The 24,765-nt window shown below is 73.2% G+C and carries 19 protein-coding genes and 1 pseudogene; 7 read left to right on the plus strand and 13 right to left on the minus strand.

What is annotated here, in order from left to right; translation table 11 throughout:
- Positions 1-103 precede the first annotated feature (103 nt).
- A complete protein-coding gene (locus ACH4F2_RS16650; protein ID WP_398133426.1) occupies positions 104-1,033 on the plus strand; it encodes a rhomboid family intramembrane serine protease in 930 nt (309 codons plus the stop codon).
- 138 nt (positions 1,034-1,171) lie between these two features.
- On the opposite strand, the gene ACH4F2_RS16655 is transcribed toward ACH4F2_RS16650, so the two are convergent.
- The 3 genes from ACH4F2_RS16655 to ACH4F2_RS16665 all read right to left on the minus strand — a co-directional run bounded on the left by ACH4F2_RS16655 (position 1,172) and on the right by ACH4F2_RS16665 (position 8,336).
- On the minus strand, positions 1,172-2,635 hold the full coding sequence (locus ACH4F2_RS16655; RefSeq protein WP_398133427.1) for a glutamate synthase subunit beta: 1,464 nt from the start codon (positions 2,633-2,635) through the stop codon (positions 1,172-1,174).
- A complete protein-coding gene (gene gltB / locus ACH4F2_RS16660) occupies positions 2,628-7,175 on the minus strand; it encodes a glutamate synthase large subunit (RefSeq protein ID WP_398133428.1) in 4,548 nt (1,515 codons plus the stop codon). Before gltB ends, ACH4F2_RS16655 begins: the two co-directional genes overlap by 8 nt.
- Before the next feature lie 429 nt (positions 7,176-7,604).
- Entirely contained in the window at positions 7,605-8,336 is a 732-nt protein-coding gene (locus ACH4F2_RS16665; RefSeq protein WP_398133429.1) for a VIT1/CCC1 transporter family protein, read from the minus strand.
- 235 nt (positions 8,337-8,571) lie between these two features.
- On the opposite strand from ACH4F2_RS16665, the pseudogene ACH4F2_RS16670 reads away from it, so the two are divergent.
- The 6 genes and pseudogenes from ACH4F2_RS16670 to ACH4F2_RS16695 form a co-directional block, all read left to right on the plus strand.
- Positions 8,572-9,562, plus strand: a pseudogene (locus tag ACH4F2_RS16670) (ADP-ribosylglycohydrolase family protein); the annotation flags it as partial.
- A gap of 607 nt (positions 9,563-10,169) precedes the next feature.
- Complete coding sequence (locus ACH4F2_RS16675) at positions 10,170-11,480, plus strand: ADP-ribosylglycohydrolase family protein (protein WP_398133430.1); 1,311 nt, start codon at positions 10,170-10,172, stop codon at positions 11,478-11,480.
- A complete protein-coding gene (locus ACH4F2_RS16680) occupies positions 11,477-12,655 on the plus strand; it encodes an ADP-ribosylglycohydrolase family protein (protein ID WP_398133431.1) in 1,179 nt (392 codons plus the stop codon). The genes ACH4F2_RS16675 and ACH4F2_RS16680 overlap by 4 nt, the downstream gene beginning before the upstream one ends.
- On the plus strand, positions 12,643-14,022 hold the full coding sequence (locus tag ACH4F2_RS16685; protein ID WP_398133432.1) for an ADP-ribosylglycohydrolase family protein: 1,380 nt from the start codon (positions 12,643-12,645) through the stop codon (positions 14,020-14,022). The genes ACH4F2_RS16680 and ACH4F2_RS16685 overlap by 13 nt, the downstream gene beginning before the upstream one ends.
- Positions 14,004-15,236, plus strand: coding sequence for a CaiB/BaiF CoA transferase family protein (locus ACH4F2_RS16690; protein ID WP_398133433.1), 1,233 nt, complete (start codon positions 14,004-14,006; stop codon positions 15,234-15,236). The genes ACH4F2_RS16685 and ACH4F2_RS16690 overlap by 19 nt, the downstream gene beginning before the upstream one ends.
- A complete protein-coding gene (locus ACH4F2_RS16695) occupies positions 15,233-16,057 on the plus strand; it encodes an HpcH/HpaI aldolase/citrate lyase family protein (protein WP_398133434.1) in 825 nt (274 codons plus the stop codon). Before ACH4F2_RS16690 ends, ACH4F2_RS16695 begins: the two co-directional genes overlap by 4 nt.
- A 60-nt stretch (positions 16,058-16,117) precedes the next feature.
- Here the strand turns inward: ACH4F2_RS16695 and lgt are convergent, their stop codons facing one another.
- The 10 genes from lgt to ACH4F2_RS16745 form a co-directional block, all read right to left on the minus strand.
- Positions 16,118-17,110: a prolipoprotein diacylglyceryl transferase gene (lgt, locus tag ACH4F2_RS16700; RefSeq protein ID WP_398133435.1), complete on the minus strand. Its 993-nt coding sequence runs from the start codon at positions 17,108-17,110 to the stop codon at positions 16,118-16,120.
- Between the two features lie 117 nt (positions 17,111-17,227).
- On the minus strand, positions 17,228-18,001 hold the full coding sequence (locus ACH4F2_RS16705; protein WP_398133436.1) for a thioredoxin domain-containing protein: 774 nt from the start codon (positions 17,999-18,001) through the stop codon (positions 17,228-17,230).
- 85 nt (positions 18,002-18,086) lie between these two features.
- Entirely contained in the window at positions 18,087-18,902 is an 816-nt protein-coding gene (gene trpA, locus ACH4F2_RS16710) for a tryptophan synthase subunit alpha (protein WP_398133437.1), read from the minus strand.
- Positions 18,899-20,182, minus strand: coding sequence for a tryptophan synthase subunit beta (gene trpB, locus ACH4F2_RS16715; RefSeq protein WP_398133438.1), 1,284 nt, complete (start codon positions 20,180-20,182; stop codon positions 18,899-18,901). The genes trpA and trpB overlap by 4 nt, the downstream gene beginning before the upstream one ends.
- A gap of 57 nt (positions 20,183-20,239) precedes the next feature.
- The gene (trpM, locus tag ACH4F2_RS16720) at positions 20,240-20,464 is read right to left on the minus strand and encodes a tryptophan biosynthesis modulator TrpM (protein ID WP_398133439.1); all 225 of its coding nucleotides are present in this window, start codon (positions 20,462-20,464) and stop codon (positions 20,240-20,242) included.
- Between the two features lie 20 nt (positions 20,465-20,484).
- On the minus strand, positions 20,485-21,294 hold the full coding sequence (trpC, locus tag ACH4F2_RS16725; RefSeq protein ID WP_398133440.1) for an indole-3-glycerol phosphate synthase TrpC: 810 nt from the start codon (positions 21,292-21,294) through the stop codon (positions 20,485-20,487).
- Between the two features lie 162 nt (positions 21,295-21,456).
- Positions 21,457-21,915, minus strand: coding sequence for a DUF2752 domain-containing protein (locus ACH4F2_RS16730; RefSeq protein WP_398133441.1), 459 nt, complete (start codon positions 21,913-21,915; stop codon positions 21,457-21,459).
- A gap of 106 nt (positions 21,916-22,021) precedes the next feature.
- Positions 22,022-22,273 (minus strand): HGxxPAAW family protein, encoded by a 252-nt coding sequence (locus tag ACH4F2_RS16735; protein ID WP_398133442.1) that lies wholly within the window; start codon positions 22,271-22,273, stop codon positions 22,022-22,024.
- Positions 22,274-22,442: 169 nt separating this feature from the next.
- Positions 22,443-23,084, minus strand: a complete 642-nt coding sequence (locus tag ACH4F2_RS16740; protein WP_398133443.1) for a TIGR02234 family membrane protein — start codon at positions 23,082-23,084, stop codon at positions 22,443-22,445.
- A gap of 180 nt (positions 23,085-23,264) precedes the next feature.
- Complete coding sequence (locus tag ACH4F2_RS16745) at positions 23,265-24,764, minus strand: anthranilate synthase component I (protein WP_398133519.1); 1,500 nt, start codon at positions 24,762-24,764, stop codon at positions 23,265-23,267.
- Position 24,765 lies beyond the last annotated feature (1 nt).

Raw genomic sequence — 24,765 nt, forward strand, 5'->3', positions numbered from 1 at the left:
CGGCACGGCGCGACCCTCCTTTCAGCTCGTCCACAGGCGTTCGCTATTTTGTTCGCCGCCGTCCCCACCGGCTCACCGTCCGTCCCGTCCCGAGGAGCCGGCCGTGGATTCCGAGTCCGCCGTCACCACCTGCTACCGCCATCCCGCGGTGGAGTGCCACGTCCGCTGCACCCGCTGCGAGCGTCACATCTGCCCCGACTGCATGCGGGAGGCGTCCGTGGGGCACCACTGCCCCGAGTGTGTGAAGGAGGGGGCGCGGTCGCTCCGGCAGGCGCGGACGATCGTCGGCGGGCGGGTCTCGACGACGCCTGTGGTGACGTACGTCCTGTTCGGGCTCAGCCTCCTCGCGTACCTGGCGGAGGTGGTGCGGCCGGAGATCGTGGACCGGTTCTCGATGGTCGCGGCGCGACTGGTCGGCCCGGACGGCGGCCACTACGTCTACCGGGGCGTGTACCTGGGGGACTTCCGCGCCGAGGGGATCGTCGCGGGTGAGTGGGAGCGGATGCTCACCGGTGCCTTCCTCCACCTGTCGCCCTTCGAGGGGACGTTCGGGATCCTGCACATCACGATGAACATGGTCGCGTTGTGGCAGCTGGGGCGGGTGGTGGAGCTGATGCTGGGCCGGGTCCGTTTCGCCGTCCTGTACCTGCTGTCGGCGCTCGGCGGGTCCGTCCTGCAGCTGGTGCTTTCCGACCCCGGGCAGTCCTCGGTCGGCGCGTCGGGCGCGATCTTCGGCTTGGGTGCCGCGTACTACGTCCTGCACCGCCGTGTGGGCGCGGACACGGCCTCGGTCAACCGTTTCATGGCGTTCCTGCTGCTGTGGCTGGTGGTGTCCGCCGGGCTCACCTCCTGGCAGGGCCATCTCGGCGGCCTGCTGGTGGGCGGCGCGCTGGGCCTGGCGTACGCGTACGCGCCCCGGGACGGGCGCCGGGTGACGGTGCAGGTGGGGGCGTGCGTGGGGCTGGTGGTGCTGCTGGCGGTGACGGCGGTGGTCAGGGTCTCGGAGCTGACAGGCGGAGAGATCCCGCTGTAAGGGTCGTACGGGGAGACGTACAGGCCGCCGTAGCCGCGCATGCGACGGCGCCTGCCCCTTTGTCCGGTCGGGGACAGGGCAGGCGCCATCAGTGTTCCGCACGCCTTTGTGCGGGACGTTCTTCGGTTGTTCCGTCCGTCAGACCGCGAGGGCGCGGTCCGTCGGGCGGATCGGGGCCGGCAGTTCGCTGGCTCCGGTCAGGAAGCTGTCGGCGCCGCGGGCGGCCGAGCGGCCCTCCGCGATCGCCCAGACGATGAGCGACTGGCCGCGGCCGGCGTCACCGGCGACGAAGACACCCGGCACGTTGGTCTGGAAGTCGGCGTCCCGGGCGATGTTACCCCGTGCGTCGAGCTCCAGGCCGAACTGGTCGACCAGTCCGTTCTCCCGGTCCGTGCCGGTGAAGCCCATGGCGAGGGTGACCAGCTGGGCCGGGATCTTGCGCTCGGTGCCCGGCTTGGGGGTGAGCTTGCCGTCGATGAACTCGACCTCGCTCATGTGCAGCCACTGGACGTTGCCGTCCTCGTCGCCCTCGAAGTGGGTGGTGGAGACGGCGTAGACCCGCTCGCCGCCCTCCTCGTGGGCCGAGGTGACCTTGTACAGCATGGGGAAGGTCGGCCACGGCTGGGAGACCGGGTTCCGCTCCTCGCCCGGGCGGGGCATGATCTCCAGCTGGGTGACGGAGGCCGCGCCCTGGCGGTGGGCGGTGCCCACGCAGTCGGCGCCGGTGTCGCCGCCGCCGATGACGACGACGTGCTTGCCCTCGGCCGTGATCGGCGGGGCGACGTAGTCACCCTCCTGGACCTTGTTGGCCAGGGGCAGGTACTCCATGGCCTGGTAGATGCCCTGGAGCTCGCGGCCGGGGACCGGCAGGTCGCGGGCGGTGGTGGCGCCGGCGGCGATGACGACGGCGTCGTAGCGCTTCTTCAGGTCGGTGGCCTTGAGGTCGCGGCCGATCTCGACACCGGTACGGAAGCGGGTGCCCTCGGCGCGCATCTGCTCGATGCGGCGGTTGATGTGCCGCTTCTCCATCTTGAACTCGGGGATGCCGTACCGCAGGAGGCCTCCGACGCGGTCCGCGCGCTCGTAGACGGCGACGGTGTGGCCGGCCCGGGTGAGCTGCTGGGCGGCGGCGAGACCGGCCGGGCCGGAGCCGATGACGGCGACGGTCTTGCCGGAAAGGCGCTCGGGGATCTGCGGGGCGACGTCCCCGGTCTCCCACGCCTTGTCGATGATCGAGACCTCGACGTTCTTGATGGTGACCGGCGGCTGGTTGATGCCGAGCACGCACGCCGACTCGCACGGGGCCGGGCACAGCCGGCCGGTGAACTCCGGGAAGTTGTTCGTGGCGTGCAGGCGCTCCTGCGCGGCCTGCCAGTCCTCGCGGTAGGCGTAGTCGTTCCACTCGGGGATCAGGTTCCCGAGCGGGCAGCCGTTGTGGCAGAACGGGATGCCGCAGTCCATGCACCGACTGGCCTGCTTGCTGATGATCGGCAGCAGGGAGCCGGGGACGTAGACCTCGTTCCAGTCCTTGACGCGCTCCTCGACGGGGCGGGTCTGGGCGACCTCGCGTCCGTGGTTCAGGAAGCCCTTGGGATCAGCCATTGGTCGCCGCCTCCATCATCTTCTCGGTGGTCTCGGTCTCGGAGAGACCGGCTCGCTCGGCGGCGTCCTTGGCGGCGAGCACTGCCTTGTACGTACTGGGAATGATCTTGCTGAAGCGCTCCACGGCGGCGGGCCACTCGGCGAGCAGCTTCTCGGCGACGGTCGAGCCCGTCTCCTCGTGGTGGCGGCGCACCACGTCGTGCAGCCACTGCCGGTCGGTGTCGTCGAGTGCCTCGATCGCGCCCGTGTTGCCGGCGTTGACGTTGTCGCGGTCGAGGTCGATGACGTAGGCGACGCCGCCGGACATGCCGGCCGCGAAGTTGCGTCCGGTCTCGCCGAGGACGACCGCGTGGCCGCCGGTCATGTACTCGCAGCCGTGGTCGCCGACGCCCTCGGAGACGACCAGCGCGCCGGAGTTGCGGACGCAGAAGCGCTCGCCGACCTTGCCGCGCAGGAACATCTCGCCGCCGGTGGCGCCGTAGCCGATGGTGTTGCCGGCGATGGTGGAGTACTCGGCGAGGTGGTCGGCGCCCCGGTCGGGGCGGACGACGATCCGGCCGCCGGACAGGCCCTTGCCGACGTAGTCGTTGGCGTCGCCCTCCAGGCGCAGCGTGATGCCGCGCGGGACAAAGGCGCCGAAGGACTGGCCGGCGGAGCCGGTGAAGGTGATGTCGACGGTGTCGTCGGGCAGGCCCGCGCCGCCGAACTTCTTCGTGACCTCGTGGCCGAGCATGGTGCCGACCGTGCGGTTGATGTTGCGGATGGCGACCTGGGCGCGCACGGGGACGGCGTCGGTCGCGTCCGAGGCGCCCAGGGCGTCGGAGGCGAGCTTGATGAGCTGGTTGTCGAGCGCCTTCTCCAGCCCGTGGTCCTGGAGGACCGTCTGGTGGCGCACCGCGCCCTCGGGCAGCGCGGGCACGTGGAACAGCGGCTCCAGGTCGAGGCCCTGTGCCTTCCAGTGGTGGACGGCGCGGGTGACGTCGAGGGTCTCGGCGTGGCCGACGGCCTCCTCGATGGAGCGGAAGCCCAGCTCGGCGAGGATCTCGCGGACCTCCTCGGCGATGAACCGGAAGAAGTTCACGATGTACTCGGCCTTGCCGGAGAACCGGTCGCGGAGCACCGGGTTCTGGGTGGCGATGCCGACCGGGCAGGTGTCCAGGTGGCAGACGCGCATCATGACGCAGCCGGAGACGACGAGCGGCGCGGTCGCGAAACCGAACTCCTCGGCGCCGAGCAGCGCGGCGATGACGACGTCCCGGCCGGTCTTGAGCTGGCCGTCGGTCTGGACGACGATCCGGTCGCGCAGGCCGTTGAGCAGCAGGGTCTGCTGGGTCTCGGCGAGGCCGAGCTCCCAGGGGCCGCCCGCGTGCTTCAGCGAGGTCAGCGGCGAGGCGCCGGTGCCGCCGTCGTGGCCGGAGATGAGGACGACGTCCGCGTGCGCCTTCGACACACCCGCCGCGACCGTGCCGACGCCGACCTCGGAGACCAGCTTGACGTGAATCCGCGCCTGCGGGTTCGCGTTCTTCAGGTCGTGGATCAGCTGGGCCAGGTCCTCGATGGAGTAGATGTCGTGGTGCGGCGGCGGGGAGATCAGGCCGACGCCGGGCGTGGAGTGGCGGGTCTTGGCGACCCAGGGGTACACCTTGTGGCCGGGCAGCTGGCCGCCCTCGCCGGGCTTGGCGCCCTGGGCCATCTTGATCTGGATGTCGTCGGCGTTGACCAGGTACTCGGAGGTGACGCCGAAGCGGCCGGAGGCGACCTGCTTGATCGAGGAGCGGCGCGCCGGGTCGTACAGGCGCTCCGGGTCCTCGCCGCCCTCACCGGTGTTGGACTTGCCGCCCAGCTGGTTCATGGCGATGGCGAGGGTCTCGTGCGCCTCCTGGGAGATGGAGCCGTACGACATGGCGCCGGTGGAGAAGCGCTTGACGATCTCGGAGACGGGCTCGACCTCGTCGAGGGAGATCGGCTGCCGGTCGCTCTTGAACCCGAACAGGCCGCGCAGCGTCATCAGGCGCTCGGACTGCTCGTTCACGCGCTCGGTGTACTTCTTGAAGATGTCGTACTCGCCGGAGCGCGTGGAGTGCTGGAGGCGGAAGACCGTCTCCGGGTCGAACAGGTGCGGCTCGCCCTCGCGGCGCCACTGGTACTCGCCGCCGATGTCCAGGGCGCGGTGGGCGGGCGCGATGCCGCTGGCCGGGTACGCCTTGGCGTGCCGGGCGGCGACCTCCTTGGCGATGACGTCGATGCCGACGCCGCCGATCTTGGTGGCGGTGCCGTTGAAGTACTTCGCGACGAAGGCCTCGTCCAGGCCGACGGCCTCGAAGACCTGGGCGCCGCGGTAGGAGGCGACGGTGGAGATGCCCATCTTGGACATGACCTTGAGGACGCCCTTGCCGAGGGCGTAGATCAGGTTCCGGATGGCCTGCTCGGGCTCGGCGCCGGGCAGGAAGGTGCCCGCGCGGACCAGGTCCTCGACGGACTCCATCGCCAGGTACGGGTTGACGGCGGCGGCGCCGAAGCCGATGAGCAGGGCGACGTGGTGGACCTCGCGGACGTCACCGGCCTCGACCAGCAGGCCCACCTGGGTGCGCTGCTTGGTGCGGATGAGGTGGTGGTGGACGGCCGCGGTGAGCAGCAGCGAGGGGATCGGTGCGTGCTCGGCGTCCGAGTGGCGGTCGGACAGGACGATGAGCCGGGCGCCGTTCTCGATGGCGGCGTCGGCCTCGGCGCAGATGTCCTCTATGCGCGCGGCCAGCGCGTCACCGCCGCCGTGCACCCGGTAGAGACCGGAGAGGGTCGCGGCCTTGAAGCCGGGCATGTCGCCGTCGGCGTTGATGTGGATGAGCTTGGCCAGCTCGTCGTTGTCGATGACCGGGAAGGGCAGCAGGACGCTGCGGCAGGACGCGGCCGTCGGGTCGAGCAGGTTGCCCTGCGGTCCCAGGGAGGAGCGCAGGGAGGTGACCAGCTCCTCGCGGATCGCGTCCAGCGGCGGGTTGGTGACCTGCGCGAACAGCTGGGTGAAGTAGTCGAAGAGCAGCCGGGGGCGGTCGGAGAGCGCGGCGATCGGTGAGTCGGTGCCCATGGAGCCGATCGGCTCGGCGCCGGCCTTGGCCATCGGCGCGAGGATGACGCGCAGTTCCTCCTCGGTGTAGCCGAAGGTCTGCTGGCGGCGGGTGACCGAGGCGTGGGTGTGCACGATGTGCTCGCGCTCGGGCAGGTCGGACAGCTCGATCTCGCCGGCCTCGATCCACTCGGCGTACGGCTGTTCCGCCGCGAGCTGGGCCTTGATCTCGTCGTCCTCGATGATGCGGTGCTCGGCGGTGTCCACGAGGAACATGCGGCCGGGCTGGAGGCGGCCCTTGCGGACGACCTTGGCCGGGTCGATGTCCAGGACGCCGACCTCGGAGCCGAGGACGACGAGGCCGTCGTCGGTGACCCAGTAGCGGCCGGGGCGCAGGCCGTTGCGGTCGAGGACGGCGCCGACCTGGGTGCCGTCGGTGAAGGTGACGCAGGCGGGGCCGTCCCAGGGCTCCATCATCGTGGAGTGGAACTGGTAGAAGGCGCGCCGGGCCGAGTCCTTGATGTTCATGGACTCGTGGTTCTCCCACGCCTCCGGGATCATCATCAGCACGGAGTGCGGCAGCGAACGCCCGCCGAGGTGCAGCAGTTCCAGGACCTCGTCGAAGGAGGCGGAGTCCGAGGCGTCCGGCGTGCAGATCGGGAAGAGCCGCTCCAGGTCGGGGGACGAGCCGAACAGGTCGGAGGCGAGCTGGGACTCGCGGGCGACCATCCAGTTGCGGTTGCCCTTGACCGTGTTGATCTCGCCGTTGTGCGCGACGAAGCGGTAGGGGTGGGCGAGCGGCCAGGCCGGGAAGGTGTTCGTCGAGAACCGGGAGTGCACGAGCGCGATCGCGGAGGCGAAGCGGCGGTCGGACAGGTCCGGGAAGAACGGCTCCAGCTGGCCGGTGGTCAGCATGCCCTTGTAGACGATGGTCCGCGCGGACAGCGACGGGAAGTAGACGTCGGCCTCACGCTCGGCGCGCTTGCGCAGCGCGAAGGCGTGGCGGTCGAGGGCGATGCCCTGCGACGTGCCGTCGGTCACGAAGATCTGGCGGAAGACCGGCATGGTGGAACGGGCGGTGGCGCCGAGCATCTGCGGGGCGACCGGGACCTCGCGCCAGCCGAGGACGGTGAGGCCCTCCTCGGTCGCGATCGTCTCGATTCGCGAGACGGCGTCCTCGGTGCCGTCCACCGGCAGGAAGGCGATGCCGACGGCGTACGCCCCGGCCTCGGGCAGTTCGAATCCGGCCACCTCGCGGAAGAAGGCGTCCGGTACCTGGGAGAGGATGCCCGCGCCGTCGCCCGAGTCGGGCTCGGAGCCGGTGGCGCCCCGGTGCTCCAGGTTGCGCAGCACGGTGAGCGCCTGGTCGACCAGGGTGTGCGAAGCCTCGCCGGTGAGAGTGGCGACGAAACCGACGCCGCAGGCGTCGTGCTCGTTGCGGGGGTCGTACATACCCTGCGCGGCAGGGCGAGCATCCATGAAGGACCGGTTCTGGCCATTCGCGGAGTGCTGGGACGGCTGGCGCGGCGTACGCATCGGCTCTCCCGTCGTCGTCATCTGGCAGGTGCAAAGTGCCGAGGGACGACGTTGGCCCTCTGCGTGTGTGCAAAATTTGGTGCAGATTACATGATGGAGCGGTTCTCGGAAAGCGGGATAATCCGTTCCAACATGTGGACACCGAGGGGTCGCGGCGGGGTTCCGCACACCCGGCGGTGGAGGCTGTGGAGACCGAAGCGGACAGATCGATGCCCGTCGGTCCGAGACGCGGAGGAAGCGCCGTCGCTCACTCCGCGGGCGCGCGGCGGGCCTCGTTGCCTGCAGCGCTTACGGCTCATGCCCGGGGATCACACGCTCGAAACCAGCGAGTAACGGTTACTTATGCGGTCCGACGCATAAGTCCGAGCCGAGCTATCCTACGGCCGTTCCGAACAGACTGCCCAGGACGTACGTCACACCGGCCGCCGCGCCACCGAGGACGAGCTGCCGCAGCCCGCTGTACCACCAGCTGCGTGCCGTGACCTTGGCGACCACCGCGCCGCACAGGAACAGCCCGGCCAGCGCGAGCACCACCGCGGGCCACAGCGCACTGGCACCGAGCAGGAACGGCAGGACGGGGAGCAGGGCGCCCAGCGCGAAGGACCCGAACGACGAAACGGCCGCGACCAGCGGCGACGGCAGGTCGCAGGGGTCGATGCCCAGTTCCTCGCGGGCGTGTATCTCCAGGGCCTGCTCGGGGTCGCGGGACAGCTGACGGGCGACCTCGCGGGCGAGGCCGGTTTCGACGCCGCGGGCCTCGTAGAGCGCGGCGAGCTCGGCCTCCTCGTCCGCCGGGTGCTTCCTCAGCTCCTGGCGCTCCACGTCCAGCTCGGCCTCGACGAGCTCGCGCTGCGAGGCGACGGAGGTGTACTCGCCGGCGGCCATCGAGAAGGCGCCGGCGGCCAGCCCGGCCAGCCCGCTCAGGACGACGGTCTGCTGAGCGGCCGCGCCGCCCGCGACGCCGGTCATCAGGGCGAGGTTGGAGACCAGGCCGTCCATCGCGCCGAAGACGGCGGGGCGCAGCCAGCCGCCGTTCACGTCGCGGTGCGTGTGGTTGTCGCGGTGCGCCTCGTGCAGCGGCGCCTCGGTTTCGATGATGGCCATGCGGGATCCCCCGGAAAAACTAGCTTGGACACGTTCTACTTCTCGACAACAACCAATCTACGTCGGCAAATTCCACGTCGCCAGCAAGGAAAGGCTGGGCTTACCTGCGGTTTTACCTCCCGACGCTCATCCGTGATCTTGTGTGCACATATGTCGACCGGGTGACGCTGAAGCCTGTGAGGCTGCGCTGCGCACCGCACCGGGGACACATCCGCAAAGGGAGAGGAGAGGCCGCATGGCATCCACCGCCTGCATTCCCCCGGCCCCCGCGCCCGGGGACGCCGTCGGACTCCGCGAACGGGCCCGCGGCGCGCTGCTCGGGCTGGCCGTCGGCGACGCCCTCGGGGCGCCGGCCGAGAACATGCTGCCCTCCGAGATCCGCGCCCGCTGGGGGCGGATCACGGGATACGTGGCGAAGAAGCCGGCCGGCACCGACGACACCGAGTACGCGATCTTCTCGGGCCTGCTGCTGGCCCGATACGGCTCCGCACTCACCCCCGGCCATGTCGAGACGGCCTGGCACGAGTGGATCGCGGACCGGGAGGAGGGCCCGTTCCGGGGCGCGGGCTTCAGCGAACGCGGCACCCTGGAGAACCTGCGCCGCGGTCTGGCCGCCCCCGTCTCCGCCCAGCACCGCCACGCCTGGAGCGACGGACTGGCCATGCGGGCCGCGCCCCACGGCGTGTTCGCGGCGGGCCGGCCCGCCGAGGCTGCCCGGCTGGTGGCGATCGACGGCTCGGTCAGCCACGACGGCGAGGGCATCTACGGCGGCCAGGCGGTGGCGGCGGGTGTCGCGGCGGCGATGGCGGGGGCGCCGACCGTCGCGGTCGTGGCCTCCGCCCTGGCCGTCGTCCCGGACGACTCCTGGACGGCCCGCTGCCTGCGCCGCGCGATGACCGCGGCCCACCTCGGCGAACGCGCCGTCCGCTCCGCGGTGGTCATCGGCGGCTACCCCTGGACCGACCTCGCCCCCGAGGCGGTCGCCCTCGCCTTCGGCGCGTACGCGGCGGCCGACGGCGACTTCACGGACGCCGTGCTGACGGCCGTCAACATGGGCCGCGACGCCGACACCACGGCGGCGGTGGCCGGCGCCCTGGCCGGTGCGTCCCGGGGCGCCGCCGCGATCCCGGCCGAGTGGGCGGCGGCCATCGGCCCGGCCCGCGGCAGCTGCCTGCCGTCGATGGCGGGCCACCATGTGCTGGAGGTCGCGGACCTGCTGACGCGGGACGCGGAGACGCGGAGCGCGGAGAACCGGGACGCGGAGGACCGGGACGCGGAGGACCGGGACGCGGAGGACCGGGAGGACCGCTCACGCACCGCCCGGGCCCGCAACGGCCCACGGGGCGGGAGCCCCCGCCCCCGCGACGCCCCCGCCCCGGGCGAGCACGCCACACGGCACACCGGCCCCGTACGGGCGCCCGCCGACGGCTCCGTACCGGGACCCGCCGACGGCTCCGTACCAGGGCCCGCCGGGTCGGCCCGCGGACTGGAACCGGCACCGGACCGACCACAGGGGCCCCCACCGGACCGAGGCCAGGAGTCCGCACCGGACCGAGACCCGGAACCCCCACCGAACCGAGGACAGAAGCCCCCACCCCACCGAGACCAGAAGTCCGCACCGGACGACGGGCTCGCTCCGGTACGGGACGACCGGCTCGCTCCGGTACCGGGCGGCGCGCTCGCGGAGCACGGCGACCGGGTACGCAGCGCCCCTCTCGCCGCGGCGGACCAGGGCCCGGCACCGCGCGGCACCGCCGTACCGGAGCCGGACCCCGCAGGGCGCGCCGGGCCCGGAACCGTGCCGTACGGTGACGCGGCGACGGGGGTGGGGCCGTGAGCAGGTCCCGTGCCGCCGGTGAGGAGCCGGCCACCACCGCGTACGTCGCCCCGCCCGGCGCGCCGGAGGAGTCGGCGCCCGCCGGGAGCGGGCACCGGCCGGGAGCCGAGCCCGGGTCCGCCACGCCGGCCCGCGCGGCGCCGGGGCCCGACCGTATCGAGGGCCTTCTCCTCGGGCTCGCCGCGGGGGACGCCGCCGGCTGGCCCGCCGCCCGGCACCGGGCCGCCCGGATGCCCGAGTGGACGCGCCGCCTCACCCGCGAACTGGACACCTTCGCCGAGCAGAACGCGACCACCACCCTCCCCGTCCCCATCGCCCTCAACCAGCCCTCGGAGCCGCTCCGCCTCGGACCGTCGGACGACGCCGAGTGGGCCGCCTTCGCGGCGGAGGCGGTGCTGCGCGCCGGGGACGACAGCGCGCTCGGCGACCTCAGCCGGGAGCGGCGGATGCGTGCCGCGATCGACCTGACCTGGAACGCCGTCGCCAGCGAGGTGGCCGCCGCGGCAGACCGCGCCCCCGAGGTCGAGTCGGCCGTACTTCCGCTGCGCGCCCGCATCTCGGTACGGGCCGGGCTCGGCAACCTCGCCACCGGCCTGCGCCCGCCCGCCACCGGCCACGACAACCCGCACTACTTCGACGACGCCGCCTGCGTCCGGGCCTGCGTCCTCGCCGTCGCCCACCCCGGCGCCCCGCGGCTCGCCGCCGACCTCGCCGAGTTCGACGCCCGCTACACCCAGGACGGCGACGGCGTGCACGGCGCCCGGGCCATGGCGGCGGCAGTGGCGTGCGCTCTCGACGGCACCGACGTACGTACCTGCGTGACGGCCGCGCTCGCCGAACTCCCCGAGGAAACGGAGATCGGCCGAAACGCCCGCCTGGCGCTGGCACTGGCGGCGGACGCCGAGAGCGCCTTCGCTCTCGTCCCACTGCTGGAGCACAGGATCGTCGACCACGTCTACAGCTACGGCATCGCCGCCGCCGAGACCGTCCCGGTCGCCCTCGCGCTGGCCACCGCCGCCCGGGGCCGCGTCGCGGAGGCCGTACCGGCGGCGGCCTGCCTCTCCAGGGTCGCGGACTCCGCTCCCGCACTGGCCGGCGCCCTCACCGGCGCGCTGGGCGGCGGCACGTCCGTCCCCGCGTCCTGGAGGGAGGCCTGCCGCACCCTGCCCGGCTGCGTACTGCCCCGCCTCACCGGCACCGACCTGGTCGAACTCGCCGGACTCCTGCACGCCACGCAACCGTCCCGGCGAGAAGGACCAGAAGGCCCGGAAGGACCACAGGGACGAGAAGGACGAGACATGACATGAGGACACCCGGCACAACGGAAAGCGGCACGGCCACCCTGGAGGAGCGCGTCACCGGCGCCCTCGTCGGCGCGGCCGTCGGCGACGCCCTCGGCGGCCCGGTCGAGGGCTACTCCCCCGAGCAGATCCTCGAACGCCACGGCGGCCGCGTCCACGGCGTCGTCGGCCCCTGGAACGGCGGCGCCTGGCGCACCGCCCGCCCCATCGCCCCGTACCACAAGGGCGACGGCCACATCACCGACGACACCTTGATGACCCACGCGCTGGTACGGGTGTACGACACGGTCCGCGACCACCTCGACGCCTACTCGGTCGCCGAGCACCTGGTCCCGGACCTGATGACCGACCCGCGCTGGATTCCGGAACTGGAGGCGGAGGCCATCCCGCTCCAGCGGATCTTCCTGGCGGAGAAGTGGCTGGTGGCGAGGATCCACTACGGCCACGTGGACCCGCGCGAGGCGGGCACCGGCAACATCGTCAACTGCGGTGCCGCGATGTACATGGCCCCGGTCGGCCTGGTCAACGCGGGCCATCCGGCGGGCGCCTACGCCGAGGCGCTGGACGTCGCGGGCGCGCACCAGTCGTCGTACGGCCGTGAGGCGGCCGGTGTCCTCGCGGCGGCGGTGGCCGCGGCCTGCCTGCCCGGGGCGACGCCGGCCTCGGTGGTGGCGGCCTGTCTGTCCCTGGCGAAGGACGGCACCCGGGCGGCGATCGAGGCGGTCTGCGAAGTGGCCTCGCGGTACTCGGAGTTCGAGTCGGCGCTCGTGCCGCTGCGGGAGGCGGTCGCCCCGTACGACACGGTGGGCGCCGACTACCGCGCGCCCTCGCTCGGCGCCCGCCGCCCGTCCCGGCTGCACGCGATCGAGGAACTGCCCGTCGCCCTCGGCATGCTCCTCGTCGCCGGTGGCGACTACCGGCACGCGGTCCTCGGCGCGGTGAACTACGGCCGCGACTGCGACTCCATCGCCACGATGGCGGGCGCGCTGGCCGGGGCGCTGGGCTCACCGGTCCCGGAGGACTGGGCGAAGACGGTCGCGGAGGCGAGCCGCCTGGACCTGTGGCAACCGGCGTCGACACTCACCTCGGTGGCCCGGGAGGTCTTCGAGCGCGACGTGACGCGGCGCCGCGCGCACGAGCGGGCGTTCACCGCGATCGGGGGTGCGGGATGCTCCGGCTGACCTGGGTCCAGCCCGAGGACCTGATCGGCCACGAGCTGCGCCAGGCGGCGCAGGACGGCCGGGACCCGTCGGCGGTCGCGGCGCGCTGGCGGGCGGCGGGCGGCTGCGAGGCCCCCGCCCGGGCGGGGGCCTCCTCCCGGCCGGCCTCCCGCCGCCTGCGGCGGCTCGCGGAGGACCTGCTGGACGAACTGTCCGGCCTGCCGAGCCCGCTGGCCGACGCGGAGCCCACGGACCTGGACCGGATCAAGGCCCTGTGCCCGGGCTGGCCCGCACCCCGATCCTCGGCCGTCACCGTGTCCTGCGCCCGCCTCGAAGCCGCCTGGCTCGGCCGGGCCGCCGGCTGCCTCCTCGGCAAACCGGTCGAGAAGCTCCCCCTGACCGGCATCCGGCTCCTCGCCCGGGCCGCCGGCAACTGGCCCCCGACCACGTACTTCACCGCCCGGGGCCTGCCCGGGGACCTCACCACCGCGTACCCGTGGAACCGCCGCTCCGCACCCACCTCCCTCGCGGAGAACATCGACGGCATGCCGGAGGACGACGACCTCAACTACCCCCTCCTGGGCCTCCTGCTCCTCCGACGCCACGGCAGGAACTTCACCACCGCCGACGTCGCCCGCCTCTGGCTCGACGAACTCCCCGCCGGCCGCACCTTCACCGCCGAACGCCTCGCCTACCGCAACCTGCTCGGCGGCCTCGAACCCCCGCACACCGCCCGCCACCGCAACCCGTTCCGCGAGTGGATCGGCGCCCTGATCCGGGCCGACGTGCACGGCTGGACCAACGCCGGCGACCCGGCAGCCGCTGCCGCGCAGGCGCACCGCGACGCCACCCTCACCCACACCGCCAACGGCGTCTACGCGGCGATGTTCGCGGCGGCCGTCATCGCCACCGCCGCCACCGGTGCCCATGACGTCCACGCCTGCCTGCGCGCGGGCCTCACGGTCGTACCGCCCGGCTCCCGGCTCGCGACCGCCGTCCGCCACGCCATCCGCCTCGCCGGGACGCACACCGGCTTCGACACGGTCGTGGACGCGCTCCACGCCCGCCACTCCCCCACCCACCACTGGGTCCACGCCGTCCCCAACACGGCCCTGATCGCCGCCGCCCTCACCCACGCGGACGGCGACTTCACCGGCTCGGTCTCCCGTGCCGTGTCCGGCGGCTGGGACACCGACTCCAACGGCGCCACCGCCGGCAGCGTCGCCGGCCTCCTCGCCGGTTCCCCCGCCGCCCTGCCCGAGCACTGGACGGCACCGCTGAAGAACCGCCTGGCCACCTCCGTCGGCGACTTCGACGGCACCGGCTTCGACACCCTCGCCCACCTCACCCACCGGGAGGCCACCCGCCCATGCCCCAGCCCCGCGTGACCCCTGCCCCCGCCTCCCCCGCCTCCCCGGCCTCCCCACTGACCGGTCTGCGCGTCCTCGACCTCGCCACCCTCTTCGCGGGCCCGCTCGCCGCCACCATGCTCGGCGACTTCGGCGCCGAGGTCGTCAAGGTCGAACACCCCGACCGGCCCGACCCCTCCCGGGGCCACGGCCCCGCCAAGGACGGCATCGGCCTGTGGTGGAAACTGCTGGGCCGCAACAAGCGCACGATCACCCTGAACCTGTCCAAGCCCGCCGGCCGCACCACCCTCCTCCGCCTCGCCGCGACCGCGGACGTCGTCATCGAGAACTTCCGCCCGGGCACCCTGGAGAGGTGGGACCTGGGCTGGGACGAACTGTCCGCCGTCAACCCCCGGCTGGTCCTCACCCGCGTCACCGGCTTCGGCCAGTTCGGCCCGTACGCCCGCCGCCCCGGCTTCGGCACGCTCGCCGAGGCGATGAGCGGCTTCGCCGCGATGACCGGCGAGCCGGACGCTCCCCCGACGCTGCCGCCGTTCGGCCTGGCCGACTCCATCGCCGCGCTGGCGACGGCGTACGCCGTGATGACGGCGCTGGCCGCCCGGGAACGCACCGGCGAGGGCCAGGTCGTCGACATGGCGATCATCGAGCCGATCCTGACCGTGCTGGGCCCCCAGCCGACCTGGTACGACCAGCTCGGCCACGTCCAGCCGCGCACCGGCAACCGCTCGCAGAACAACGCCCCGCGCAACACCTACCGCACCGCCGACGGCACCTGGGTCGCCGTCTCCACCTCCGCCCAGTCGGTCGCCGAGCGCGTGATGCGCCTGGTGGGCCGCCCGGAGCTGATCGACGAGCCCTGGTTCGGCACGGGCACCGACCGGGCCCGGCACTCCGACGTGCTCGACGCGGCGGTCGGCGACTGGATCGCCCGGCACAGCCGCGCCGACGTGCTCGCCGAGTTCGAGAAGGCCCAGGCGGCGGTCGCCCCGGTCCAGGACGTACGGGACGTGATGTCCGACCCGCAGTACCGGGCCCTCGACACCGTCACCACCGTCGACGACCCCGAGCTGGGCCCCCTGCGCATGCAGAACGTCCTCTTCCGGCTCTCCGCGACCCCCGGCGCGATCCGCTGGGCGGGCCGCCCGCACGGCGCGGACACCGAGGAGGTGCTGACCGAGCTGGGCCTCACCCCGGCGGACGTGAAGGAGCTGCGCGAGGAGGGCGTCGTATGACCGCATCCCCGCTGACCTGGCTGTACGCCCCCGGGGACCGGCCCCGGGTGGTCGCCAAGGCGCTGGCCGCCGGTGCCGACGTCGTCGTGGTCGACCTGGAGGACGCGGTCGCCCCGGACCGCAAGGACTACGCCCGTGAGGCCACCGCCGAGCTGCTCACCGAGCCGCAGCCGGTGCCGGTCCACGTCCGCGTCAACGCCCTGGACGGGCCACTCGCCGCGGCGGACCTGGCGGCGCTGGCCGCGCTGCCGGGGCTGTCCGGGCTGCGACTGCCCAAGGTGACGTCCCCCGGACAGATCACCGGCGTCGCGACGGCCACCGGCGGGCCACCGCTGTACGCCCTGCTCGAATCGGCCCTCGGCGTGGAGCGGGCCCACCTCATCGCCGGCGCCCATCCGTCGCTGCGCGGTATCGCCCTCGGCGAGGCGGACCTCCGCGCCGACCTCGGCGTACGCGGCGACGCCGGCCTGGACTGGTCGCGCTCTCGCGTGGTCGTGGCCGCGCGGGCAGCGGGCCTGGTACCGCCGTCGCAGACGGTGCATCCGGACACCCGGGACCTCGAGGGCCTGGCGGCGTCCTGCGCCCACGGCCGCGCCCTGGGCTTCCTGGGGCGCGCCGCGATCCACCCGCGCCAGCTGCCGATCATCGAGCGGGCGTACCTGCCCACCGAGCGGGAGCTGGAGGAGGCGGAGACGATCGTCAAGGCGGCCACCGCCCAGCCGGGCGCGCTGGCGCTGCCGGACGGACGGTTCATCGACGCGGCGGTGGTGGCGACGGCCCAGCGCACCCTGTCGCTGGCCCGGCGGCCCGCCCTGTCCTGACATACGCCGAGGGCGCCCGGAGAGTTCCGGGCGCCCTCGGCGACGTACGGCGGCGGGCCGTCAGCCCTTCTTGGCCGAGTCGGCTCCGTCCTTCACGTCCTTCACGCCGGTCTCGTCCTTCACGTCCGTCTCGTCCTTCACGCCGGTCTCGTGCTTCACGGTGCCGTCCCCGGCATCCTCGGAACCGGCGCCGGCGGCGTCCTTCGCGTCGTCCCCGGCGTCACCGCCGGAGGATTCCGCGCCCGGCTCGATGACGGCCTCGCGGCCCGGCCGCATCCGCGCCGAGAGCACCAGGTACACCACGGCGAGCAGGAAGACGAGGAGCGCGGTCCAGTTGTTCAGCCTGAGACCCAGGATGTGGTGGGCGTCGTCGACGCGCATGTACTCGATCCAGAACCGGCCCGCGCAGTACGCGGCGACGTACAGCGCGAACGCCCGCCCGTGGCCGAGCTCGAAGCGGCGGTCGGCCCAGATGACGAGCACGGCGACGCCGATGCACCACAGCGACTCGTACAGGAACGTCGGGTGGTACGTGCCCGGCACCCGGCCGTCTGCCGACGAGGTGATCTCCACGGCCCAGGGGAGGTCGGTGGCCTTGCCGTACAGCTCCTGGTTGAACCAGTTGCCCCAGCGGCCGATGGCCTGCGCGAGGGCGATGCCGGGGGCGACGGCGTCGGCGTACGCGGGCATCGGGACGCCCATCCGCCGGGCGCCGATCCAGGCACCCAGCGCGCCGAACGCGATCGCGCCCCAGATGCCGAGGCCGCCCTCCCAGATCTTGAAGGCGTCGACCCAGTCACGGCCCTCGCTGAAGTACAGCTGGTAGTCCGTGATCACGTGGTAGAGCCGGCCGCCGATCAGGCCGAACGGAACGGCCCAGACCGCGATGTCGGCCACCGTGCCGGGCCGCCCGCCCCGGGCGACCCAGCGCTTGTTGCCTAGCCAGACGGCAACGAAGACGCCGATGATGATGCAGAACGCGTAGCCGCGCAGCGGGATGGGACCGAGGTTCAGCACCCCGCGCGACGGGCTGGGAATGAAGGCAAGTTCCATGGCAGGGTCGACGCTACCGTGTCGGGCGGGACCCGCGGAGGGCAGCCCGGCTACGGGTCCGTAACGGGCGGACGGAACGAGCGCCCCGCAGGCGCTCCGGAACCGTCCGTCGCCGCGCTACTTGTTGGCGTCCCGCACCATCTGCTTCAGCTTCGCCGGTGTCAGGGAGCCGTCCTGGTAGATGTTCTCGCCGTCCAGCAGGACGGTCGGCGTGCCGCCGAAGTCGCCGTCGAGGAAGGCCTTGTTGGACTTCTCCACCCAGCTGTTGTGCGTACCGTTCCTGACGCACTCCTGGAAGAGGGTGGTGTCGAGGCCGTCGGCCTCGCGTGCCAGGTCGAGCAGCTTGCTCTCGTCGGCGAAGGCGTCGTCGGACTCCGCCGGCTGGTTGGTGAACAGCACGTCGTGGTACGACGTGAACCTGCCCGCGTCCTGGGCGCAGGCGGCGGCGTTGGCGGACTTGCGGGAGCCTGTTCCGCCCATGTTGCCGTCGATGATCGTCGCCAGGTGGTACTCGACCTTGAGCTGCCCGGCTTCGGTGAGCTCGTGGATCGTGTCGCGGTACGCCAGCTCGAAGGCCTTGCAGGCCGGGCAGCGGAAATCCTCCCAGACGGTGAGCGTGGACTTCGCGCTCTCCTTGCCGACGGGGATCGCGAGGCTGTCCTTGCCCTGCGCCCCGGAGGGCGCCACGACCGGGCCCGCCGCCTCGCTGCCGTCGTCCTTGCCCGCGTTCGCGGCGACCACGCCGATCACCGCCGCGAGCCCCAGGACGCAGACCACGCTCGCGCCGACGATCAGCGCGCGCCGGCGCTTGTCCTTGGACTTCTGCTTCTCGCGCTCGGCCGCCAGCTTCTGACGGGCGGTGCGCTTTCCCTCTCGGTTCTTCTCGCTCACACCCCGCAGAACGAACCGGGGAGGCGCAGCGCGCCTCCCCGGTCACAGGTCCACCCGTACGGGGGACCCCGTCACGTGCTTGCCGTCACGCCTGTCCGCGCACGCCCTTCGCCAGGTCGGCGGCGAGGGTGCGGACGCCCTCCAGGCCGGCCGCGTCGTCGGGAGCGTCCAGCATGCGCTTGACGAACGCCGAGCCGACGATCACGCCGTCGGCGAAGCCGGCCACCTCGGCGGCCTGCGCGGCGTTGGAGACGCCGAGCCCGACGCAGACGGGGATGCCGGTGGTGGCGCGGGTGCGCCGCACCAGGTCCTCGGCCTGCGCGCCGACCGACTCGCGGGTGCCGGTGACGCCCATGAGCGAGGCGGCGTAGACGAATCCGCTGCCGGCCGCGGTGATCTCGGCGAGCCTGGCGTCCCTGCTGCTGGGCGCGACCACGAAGACGGTGGCGAGTCCCTGCTTGTCGGCGTGCTCCCTCCACAGCGCCGACTCCTGGACCGGCAGGTCGGGCAGGATGCACCCGGCGCCGCCCGCCTCGGCCAGCTCGGCGGTGAAGCGCTCGACACCGTAGCGGTCGATGGGGTTCCAGTACGTCATGACGAGGATCGGCGCGCCGGTGGCCGCGTGCGCCTCCCGGACGGTGCGCATGACGTCGGCGATGCGCACGCCGCCGCGCAGGGCGATGTCGTCGGCGGTCTGGATGACGGGCCCGTCGAGGACGGGGTCGCTGTGCGGCAGTCCCACCTCGACGACGTCGGCGCCGCCGTCGATCGCGGCCTTGACCGCCGCGATGCCGCCGTCCACGGTCGGGAACCCGGCGGGGAGGTAGGCGATGAGGGCGGAACGGCCCTCGGCCTTCGCCGCGGCGAGGGTGTCGTTCAGCAGCTGTACGTTCCCGCTCACTTGGCGTCCCCCTCGATCTCGGCGGTGCCTGCCTCGTCGGCGGCGACCTCGGCGTCGGTGTCGTACAGCCCGAAGTAGCGGGCGGCGGTGTCCATGTCCTTGTCTCCGCGGCCGGAGAGGTTGACGACGATCAGCCCGTCCTTGCCCAGCTCCTTGCCGACCTCGATGGCGCCGGCCAGCGCGTGGGCGCTCTCGATGGCCGGGATGATGCCCTCGGTGCGCGACAGCAGGCGCAGGGCCTGCATGGCGGCGTCGTCGGTGACCGCACGGTACTCGCCGCGGCCGGAGTCCTTGAGGTAGGAATGCTCCGGGCCGATACCCGGGTAGTCCAGTCCGGCCGAGATCGAGTACGGCTCGGTGATCTGGCCCTCGTCGTCCTGGAGGACGTAGGACCGGGAACCGTGCAGGATGCCCGGCTCGCCCGCGCTCAGGGTGGCCGCGTGCTCGCCGGTCTCGATGCCGTGTCCGGCGGGCTCGCAGCCGATGAGGCGGACGTCCGCGTCGGGGATGAAGGCGTGGAAGAGGCCGATGGCGTTGGAGCCGCCGCCGACGCAGGCGATCGCGGCGTCCGGGAGGCGTCCGGCCTGCTCCAGGAGCTGGCGGCGGGCCTCGACGCCGATGACGCGGTGGAAGTCGCGCACCATCGCCGGGAAGGGGTGCGGGCCGGCGACGGTGCCGAACAGGTAGTGCGTGCGGTCGACGTTGGCGACCCAGTCGCGGAAGGCCTCGTTGATCGCGTCCTTCAGCGTGCGGCTGCCGGACTTCACGGCGATGACCTCGGCGCCGAGCATGCGCATGCGGGCCACGTTCAGGGCCTGGCGCTGCGTGTCGATCTCGCCCATGTAGATGGTGCAGTCGAGGCCGAAGAGCGCGCAGGCGGTGGCCGTCGCCACGCCGTGCTGGCCGGCGCCGGTCTCGGCGATCACGCGGGTCTTGCCCATGCGCCTGGTCAGCAGGGCCTGCCCGAGCACGTTGTTGATCTTGTGGGAGCCGGTGTGGTTGAGGTCCTCGCGCTTGAGGAAGATCCGGGCGCCACCCGCTTCCGCGGCGAAACGGGGGACCTCGGTGAGGGACGACGGGCGGCCGGTGTAGTGGACCAGCAGGTCGTCCAGCTCGCGGGCGAACTCGGGGTCGGCCTTCGCCTTGTCGTACTCGACGGCCACCTCGTCGACCGCCGCGACGAGGGCCTCGGGGATGAACTTGCCGCCGAACTCGCCGAAGTAGCCCTCGGCGCTGGGGACCTGCCCCTCCGGGTCGGGGATGAAGAAGTTGCTGGGCATGCGTGAACCTCACGGTGAGTGTCTGGTGTGGGCACCTTCGCCGTGGGGCGCGGGTCGTCAGGCCCCTTCAGGCCGTCTCTGGTTGCTCGCGCAGTTCCCCGCGCCCCTTACGGGGCGCTGAGGCCATCGCATGCCATTGACCTGCCCGGGTTCGTCTCCGAGGACGTACCGCACCCTGCGACCGTGCACCCTGCGCGCGGGCGCGCGGCAGCCCCGGGGCCGGCAGCCGCGCGCGAGGCGGGCATACGGGTCCCTGGCGGTCGGGGTGAGCGGGAGCGTCATCGTCGGCGAGTGTAGCGGGGTCAGCCGCGCCCGTGCCGCAGTGCCGGGTGCTCCCCGGCCGCCACCAGGTCGGAGACCGCCGTCCTGGGGTCACGGCCGGTGACCAGGGACTCGCCGACCAGGACGGCGTCGGCGCCCTCGTTGGCGTAGGCGATGAGGTCGTGCGGGCCGCGGACGCCGGACTCGGCGACCTTGACGATGTGCGCGGGGATCTCCGGGGCGACCCGCTCGAACGTGCCGCGGTCGACCTCGAGCGTCTTCAGGTTGCGCGCGTTGACGCCGATGATCTTGGCGCCGGCGTCCACCGCGCGCTCGACCTCGTCCTCGTCGTGCACCTCGACGAGCGGGGTGAGGCCGATGGACTCGGCCCGCTCGATCAGGGACTCCAGCGCCGGCTGCTCGAGGGCCGCGACGATCAGCAGCACGAGGTCGGCGCCGTGCGCGCGGGCCTCCCACAGCTGGTACGAGGTGACGATGAAGTCCTTGCGCAGCACGGGGATGTCCACGCGCGCGCGGACCGCCTCCAGGTCGGCCAGCGAACCGCCGAAGCGCCGCTGCTCGGTGAGGACGGAGATGACGGCGGCGCCGCCCGCCTCGTAGTCCGCGGCGAGTCCCGCCGGGTCGGCGATGGCGGCCAGCGCGCCCTTGGACGGGCTGGAGCGCTTGACTTCGCAGATGACCTTGACGCCGTCGCCGCGCAGCGCGGACACGCCGTCCTTGGCGGGGCGAGCCTTGGCCGCGCGCTCCTTGAGCTCGTCGAGGCTGACGCGCGCCTGCCGCTCCGCGAGGTCGGCACGGACTCCGTCGATGATCTCGTCGAGCACACTCACGCGAGCGGCCCCCTTTCAGACGGCGAAACCTGTGGTCACTGTGATGGTATCCGGAGCGGGGCACGGGCCTCGCATCCGGTTGACGCCGGTCCCGCCCCGTCCGCGGACCAGCTTCGCACGGCTCGGGCGGGAGGTGCCCGGTGCCGGACGTCCACCGGGTGATCAAGGGCGGAGCCAGCCACCGAAGGGCAGGTTCCGGACCACCGTGAAGACCAGCAGCAACGCCCCCAGTGTCCACAGGTGGACGGGGCCGAGGTCGATCCGCACGGGGCGGCCGCGCACCACGCGCACCACCCAGACGGTCCACAGCACGGCGAAGCCCAGGTAGCCGAGGACGGCGGGCGCGTTGGCGTGCAGCGCGGTCAGCACGTCCCCGTGGACGAACGCGTGGGCACTGCGCAGACCGCCGCAGCCGGGGCAGTGGACGCCCGTGAAGCGCAGCAGGGGGCAGACGGGGTAGTGGCCGGGTTCGCCCGGGTCCACGCGTGCCACGTACGCGAAGGCTCCTACGACGGCCGCGAGCACGCCAGCCGGGACGGCCAGGCCCAGGAGGGCGGGCGCGCCCCGTGTCACGGTCGTGCTCCGCGTCGGCTTCCCGGTCTCGGCGTCCACGCTCCGCATTCTGCCCCTGCCGGGCCGTACACGCACGTGAGGGGCGGCTCAGGCACCTCGTGCCGATCCGCCCCCCGGGAAGTACCGCTCGGGAAGTACCGCGACCGCCGTGCGGTCAGCCCTTGGCGCCGGCCGGCTCGCGCTCGCCCGCGACCTGGTGCACGGGGTGGTTCGACTTCGGCTGGCCGAGGCCCATCATGCGCATGACGCCGCCCACGGCACCGCCGAGAAGCACGACCACCATGCCGGCCCAGAAGCCCACCGGCTGGGCCGCCACCATGAACACGCCCGCGACGCAGAAACCGATGAAGGCGATGATGACACCCGTCCAGGCGGCCGGGGTGTGACCGTGGCTGCTGCCCGACATTGCTTGCTCCTCGTTGCTGTGTGCCAAGTCTGAGCGGGACGCTCACGCCCATTGTCCCGCACGGGCGCGCGCGCCGTGAGCGGGGGTGCTCCCACGCGCGCGTGACGGCGGCAGGGTGCGCGTACCGCGTCCACGGGTGCCCGCGGGCGCGCGGGCCAACCTCGGGTGGTCAGGCGCCGGTCGGGTCCTCGCCCCGGTCGAGGGCCTTCCAGAGGTCCTCGGGTCGGTCCGGGTCGACGGCCTGGGGTTTGCGGCGCGGGCGCGGGGTGCCGTCCCGCTCGTAGCGGCCGGACATGGCGGGCCACAGGCGGCCGTAGCGCAGGGCGAGCAGTCCGGCCAGCAGGATCAGGGCGCCGCCCACGGCCGCGACGTACGGCCAGGCGGTGTGGGAGAGGGCGTCCACGGTGGCGGAGGTGTCGCCGGCGGCCTTCGCGGCCTTGTCGTCCAGCGCGGAGCTGTCGGAGGCGCCGGCCAGGGCCGCGGCGACGGTGCCCGCGCCGCTCAGCGCGAGCAAGGCGGCGACGGCGAACCGGCCCGCGCGGCGGACGGCGAAGACGGCGACGAGCGCGGCGAGGCCCACTATGGCGAGCGCCGCGGGGACGCCCGTGACGTCGCTGCCCTTGGCGGTCAGGGGGAACGCGCCGCCGGCCACCGTCGCGGTGCCCTCCGCCCACTCCTGCCGGGTGGCGAGCAGGGCGACGGCCGCGCCGAGCGCGCCGCACAGCAGGGCGGCGGCGAGGCTCCGGCGGCCGGCCCGGGCGGGTCCTGCGGCTGGGGTACGGGGGTGAGGAACGGCTGTCACGTACTCCACTATCACCCGAACCCCGGGCGAACCGTCACCCGGGGCTCGGATTGGCGGACGTGAGAATCGCCCCACCGTCCCGGCCGGACCGCCCCCACCGTCACCGTGCCGGCCGGAGCGCCCCGCTCTCCCGGCCGGACCGCCCCGCCGTCCGGGCCCGACAGTCCCACCGCCTCGGTCCGGACCGCTCTACTGCCCCAGCCGGTTGGCCGTGTGCACCGCCCGCAGCACCGCCGCCGCCTTGTTGCGGCACTCGGTGTCCTCGGCGGCCGGGTCGGAGTCGGCGACGACCCCGGCGCCGGCCTGCACGTAGGCGGTGCCGTCGCGCAGCAGGGCGGTGCGGATGGCGATGGCGGTGTCGGAGTCGCCCGCGAAGTCGAGGTAGCCGACGCAGCCGCCGTACAGGCCGCGCCGGGAGGGTTCGAGTTCGTCGATGATCTGCAGCGCGCGCGGCTTGGGCGCGCCGGAGAGCGTGCCGGCCGGGAAGCAGGCGGTGAGGACGTCGAAGGCGGTGCGGCCCGGGGCGACGCGGCCGGTGACCGTCGAGACGATGTGCATGACGTGCGAGTACCGCTCCACGGACATGAAGTCGACGACCTCGACCGAGCCGGGCTCGCAGACCCGTCCCAGGTCGTTGCGGCCGAGGTCGACGAGCATGAGGTGCTCGGCGCGCTCCTTGGGGTCGGCGAGCAGCTCGTCGGCGAGGGCCTGGTCCTCCTGCGGGGTGGCGCCGCGGGGGCGGGTGCCGGCGATGGGATGCACCATGGCGCTCCCGTCCTCGACCTTGACCAGCGCCTCGGGGGACGACCCGACGACGTCGAAGCCGTCGAGGCGGAGCAGGTACATGTACGGGGAGGGGTTGGTGGCCCGCAGCACCCGGTACACGTCCAGGGCGCTCGCCGTGCACGGCGTCTCGAACCGCTGGGAGGGCACGACCTGGAAGGCCTCGCCCGCCCGGATGCGCTCCTTGATGTCCTCGACGGCCTCCTGGAAGTCGGGGCCGCCCCACAGCGCGGTGTACTCGGGCAGCTCGGAGGGCGGCAGCGCGGCCGGGGGCTGGGCCACCGCGCGCGTGAGGTCGGCCTGCATGGCGTCCAGGCGGGCGATCGCGTCGGCGTAGGCCTCGTCGACGCCCGTTTCGAGGTCGTTGTGGTTGATCGCGTTGGCGATCAGCAGGACCGAGCCCTCCCAGTGGTCCATGACGGCGAGGTCGCTGGTGAGCAGCATGGTCAGCTCGGGAAGCTTCAGGTCGTCGCGCTCGCCGGGACCGACCTTCTCCAGGCGGCGCACGATGTCGTAGCCGAGGTAGCCGACCATGCCGCCGGTGAAGGGCGGCAGGCCGAGGTCGTGGGCGAGGTCGCGGGGCGTGTGCAGGGCCTCGACGGTGGCGCGCAGGGCGGCGAGCGGGTCGCCGTCGGTGGGAACGCCGACGGGCGGGGTGCCCTGCCAGTGGGCCTCGCCGTCCCGCTCGGTGAGGGTGGCGGCGCTGCGGACGCCGACGAAGGAGTAGCGGGACCATTGGAACGCCGTGCGGCCGTTCTCCGCGGACTCCAGCAGGAAGGTGCCGGGGCGTTCGGCGGCGAGCTTGCGGTACAGCGCGACCGGGGTGTCGCCGTCGGCGAGGAGTTTGCGGCTGACCGGGATCACCCGGCGGTCGGCGGCCAGCTTGCGGAAGGTGTCGAGGTCCATG

Origin of the sequence: Streptomyces sp. NPDC017890 (genome assembly GCF_044328675.1) — a bacterium.
Classification (GTDB): Bacteria; Actinomycetota; Actinomycetes; order Streptomycetales; family Streptomycetaceae; genus Streptomyces.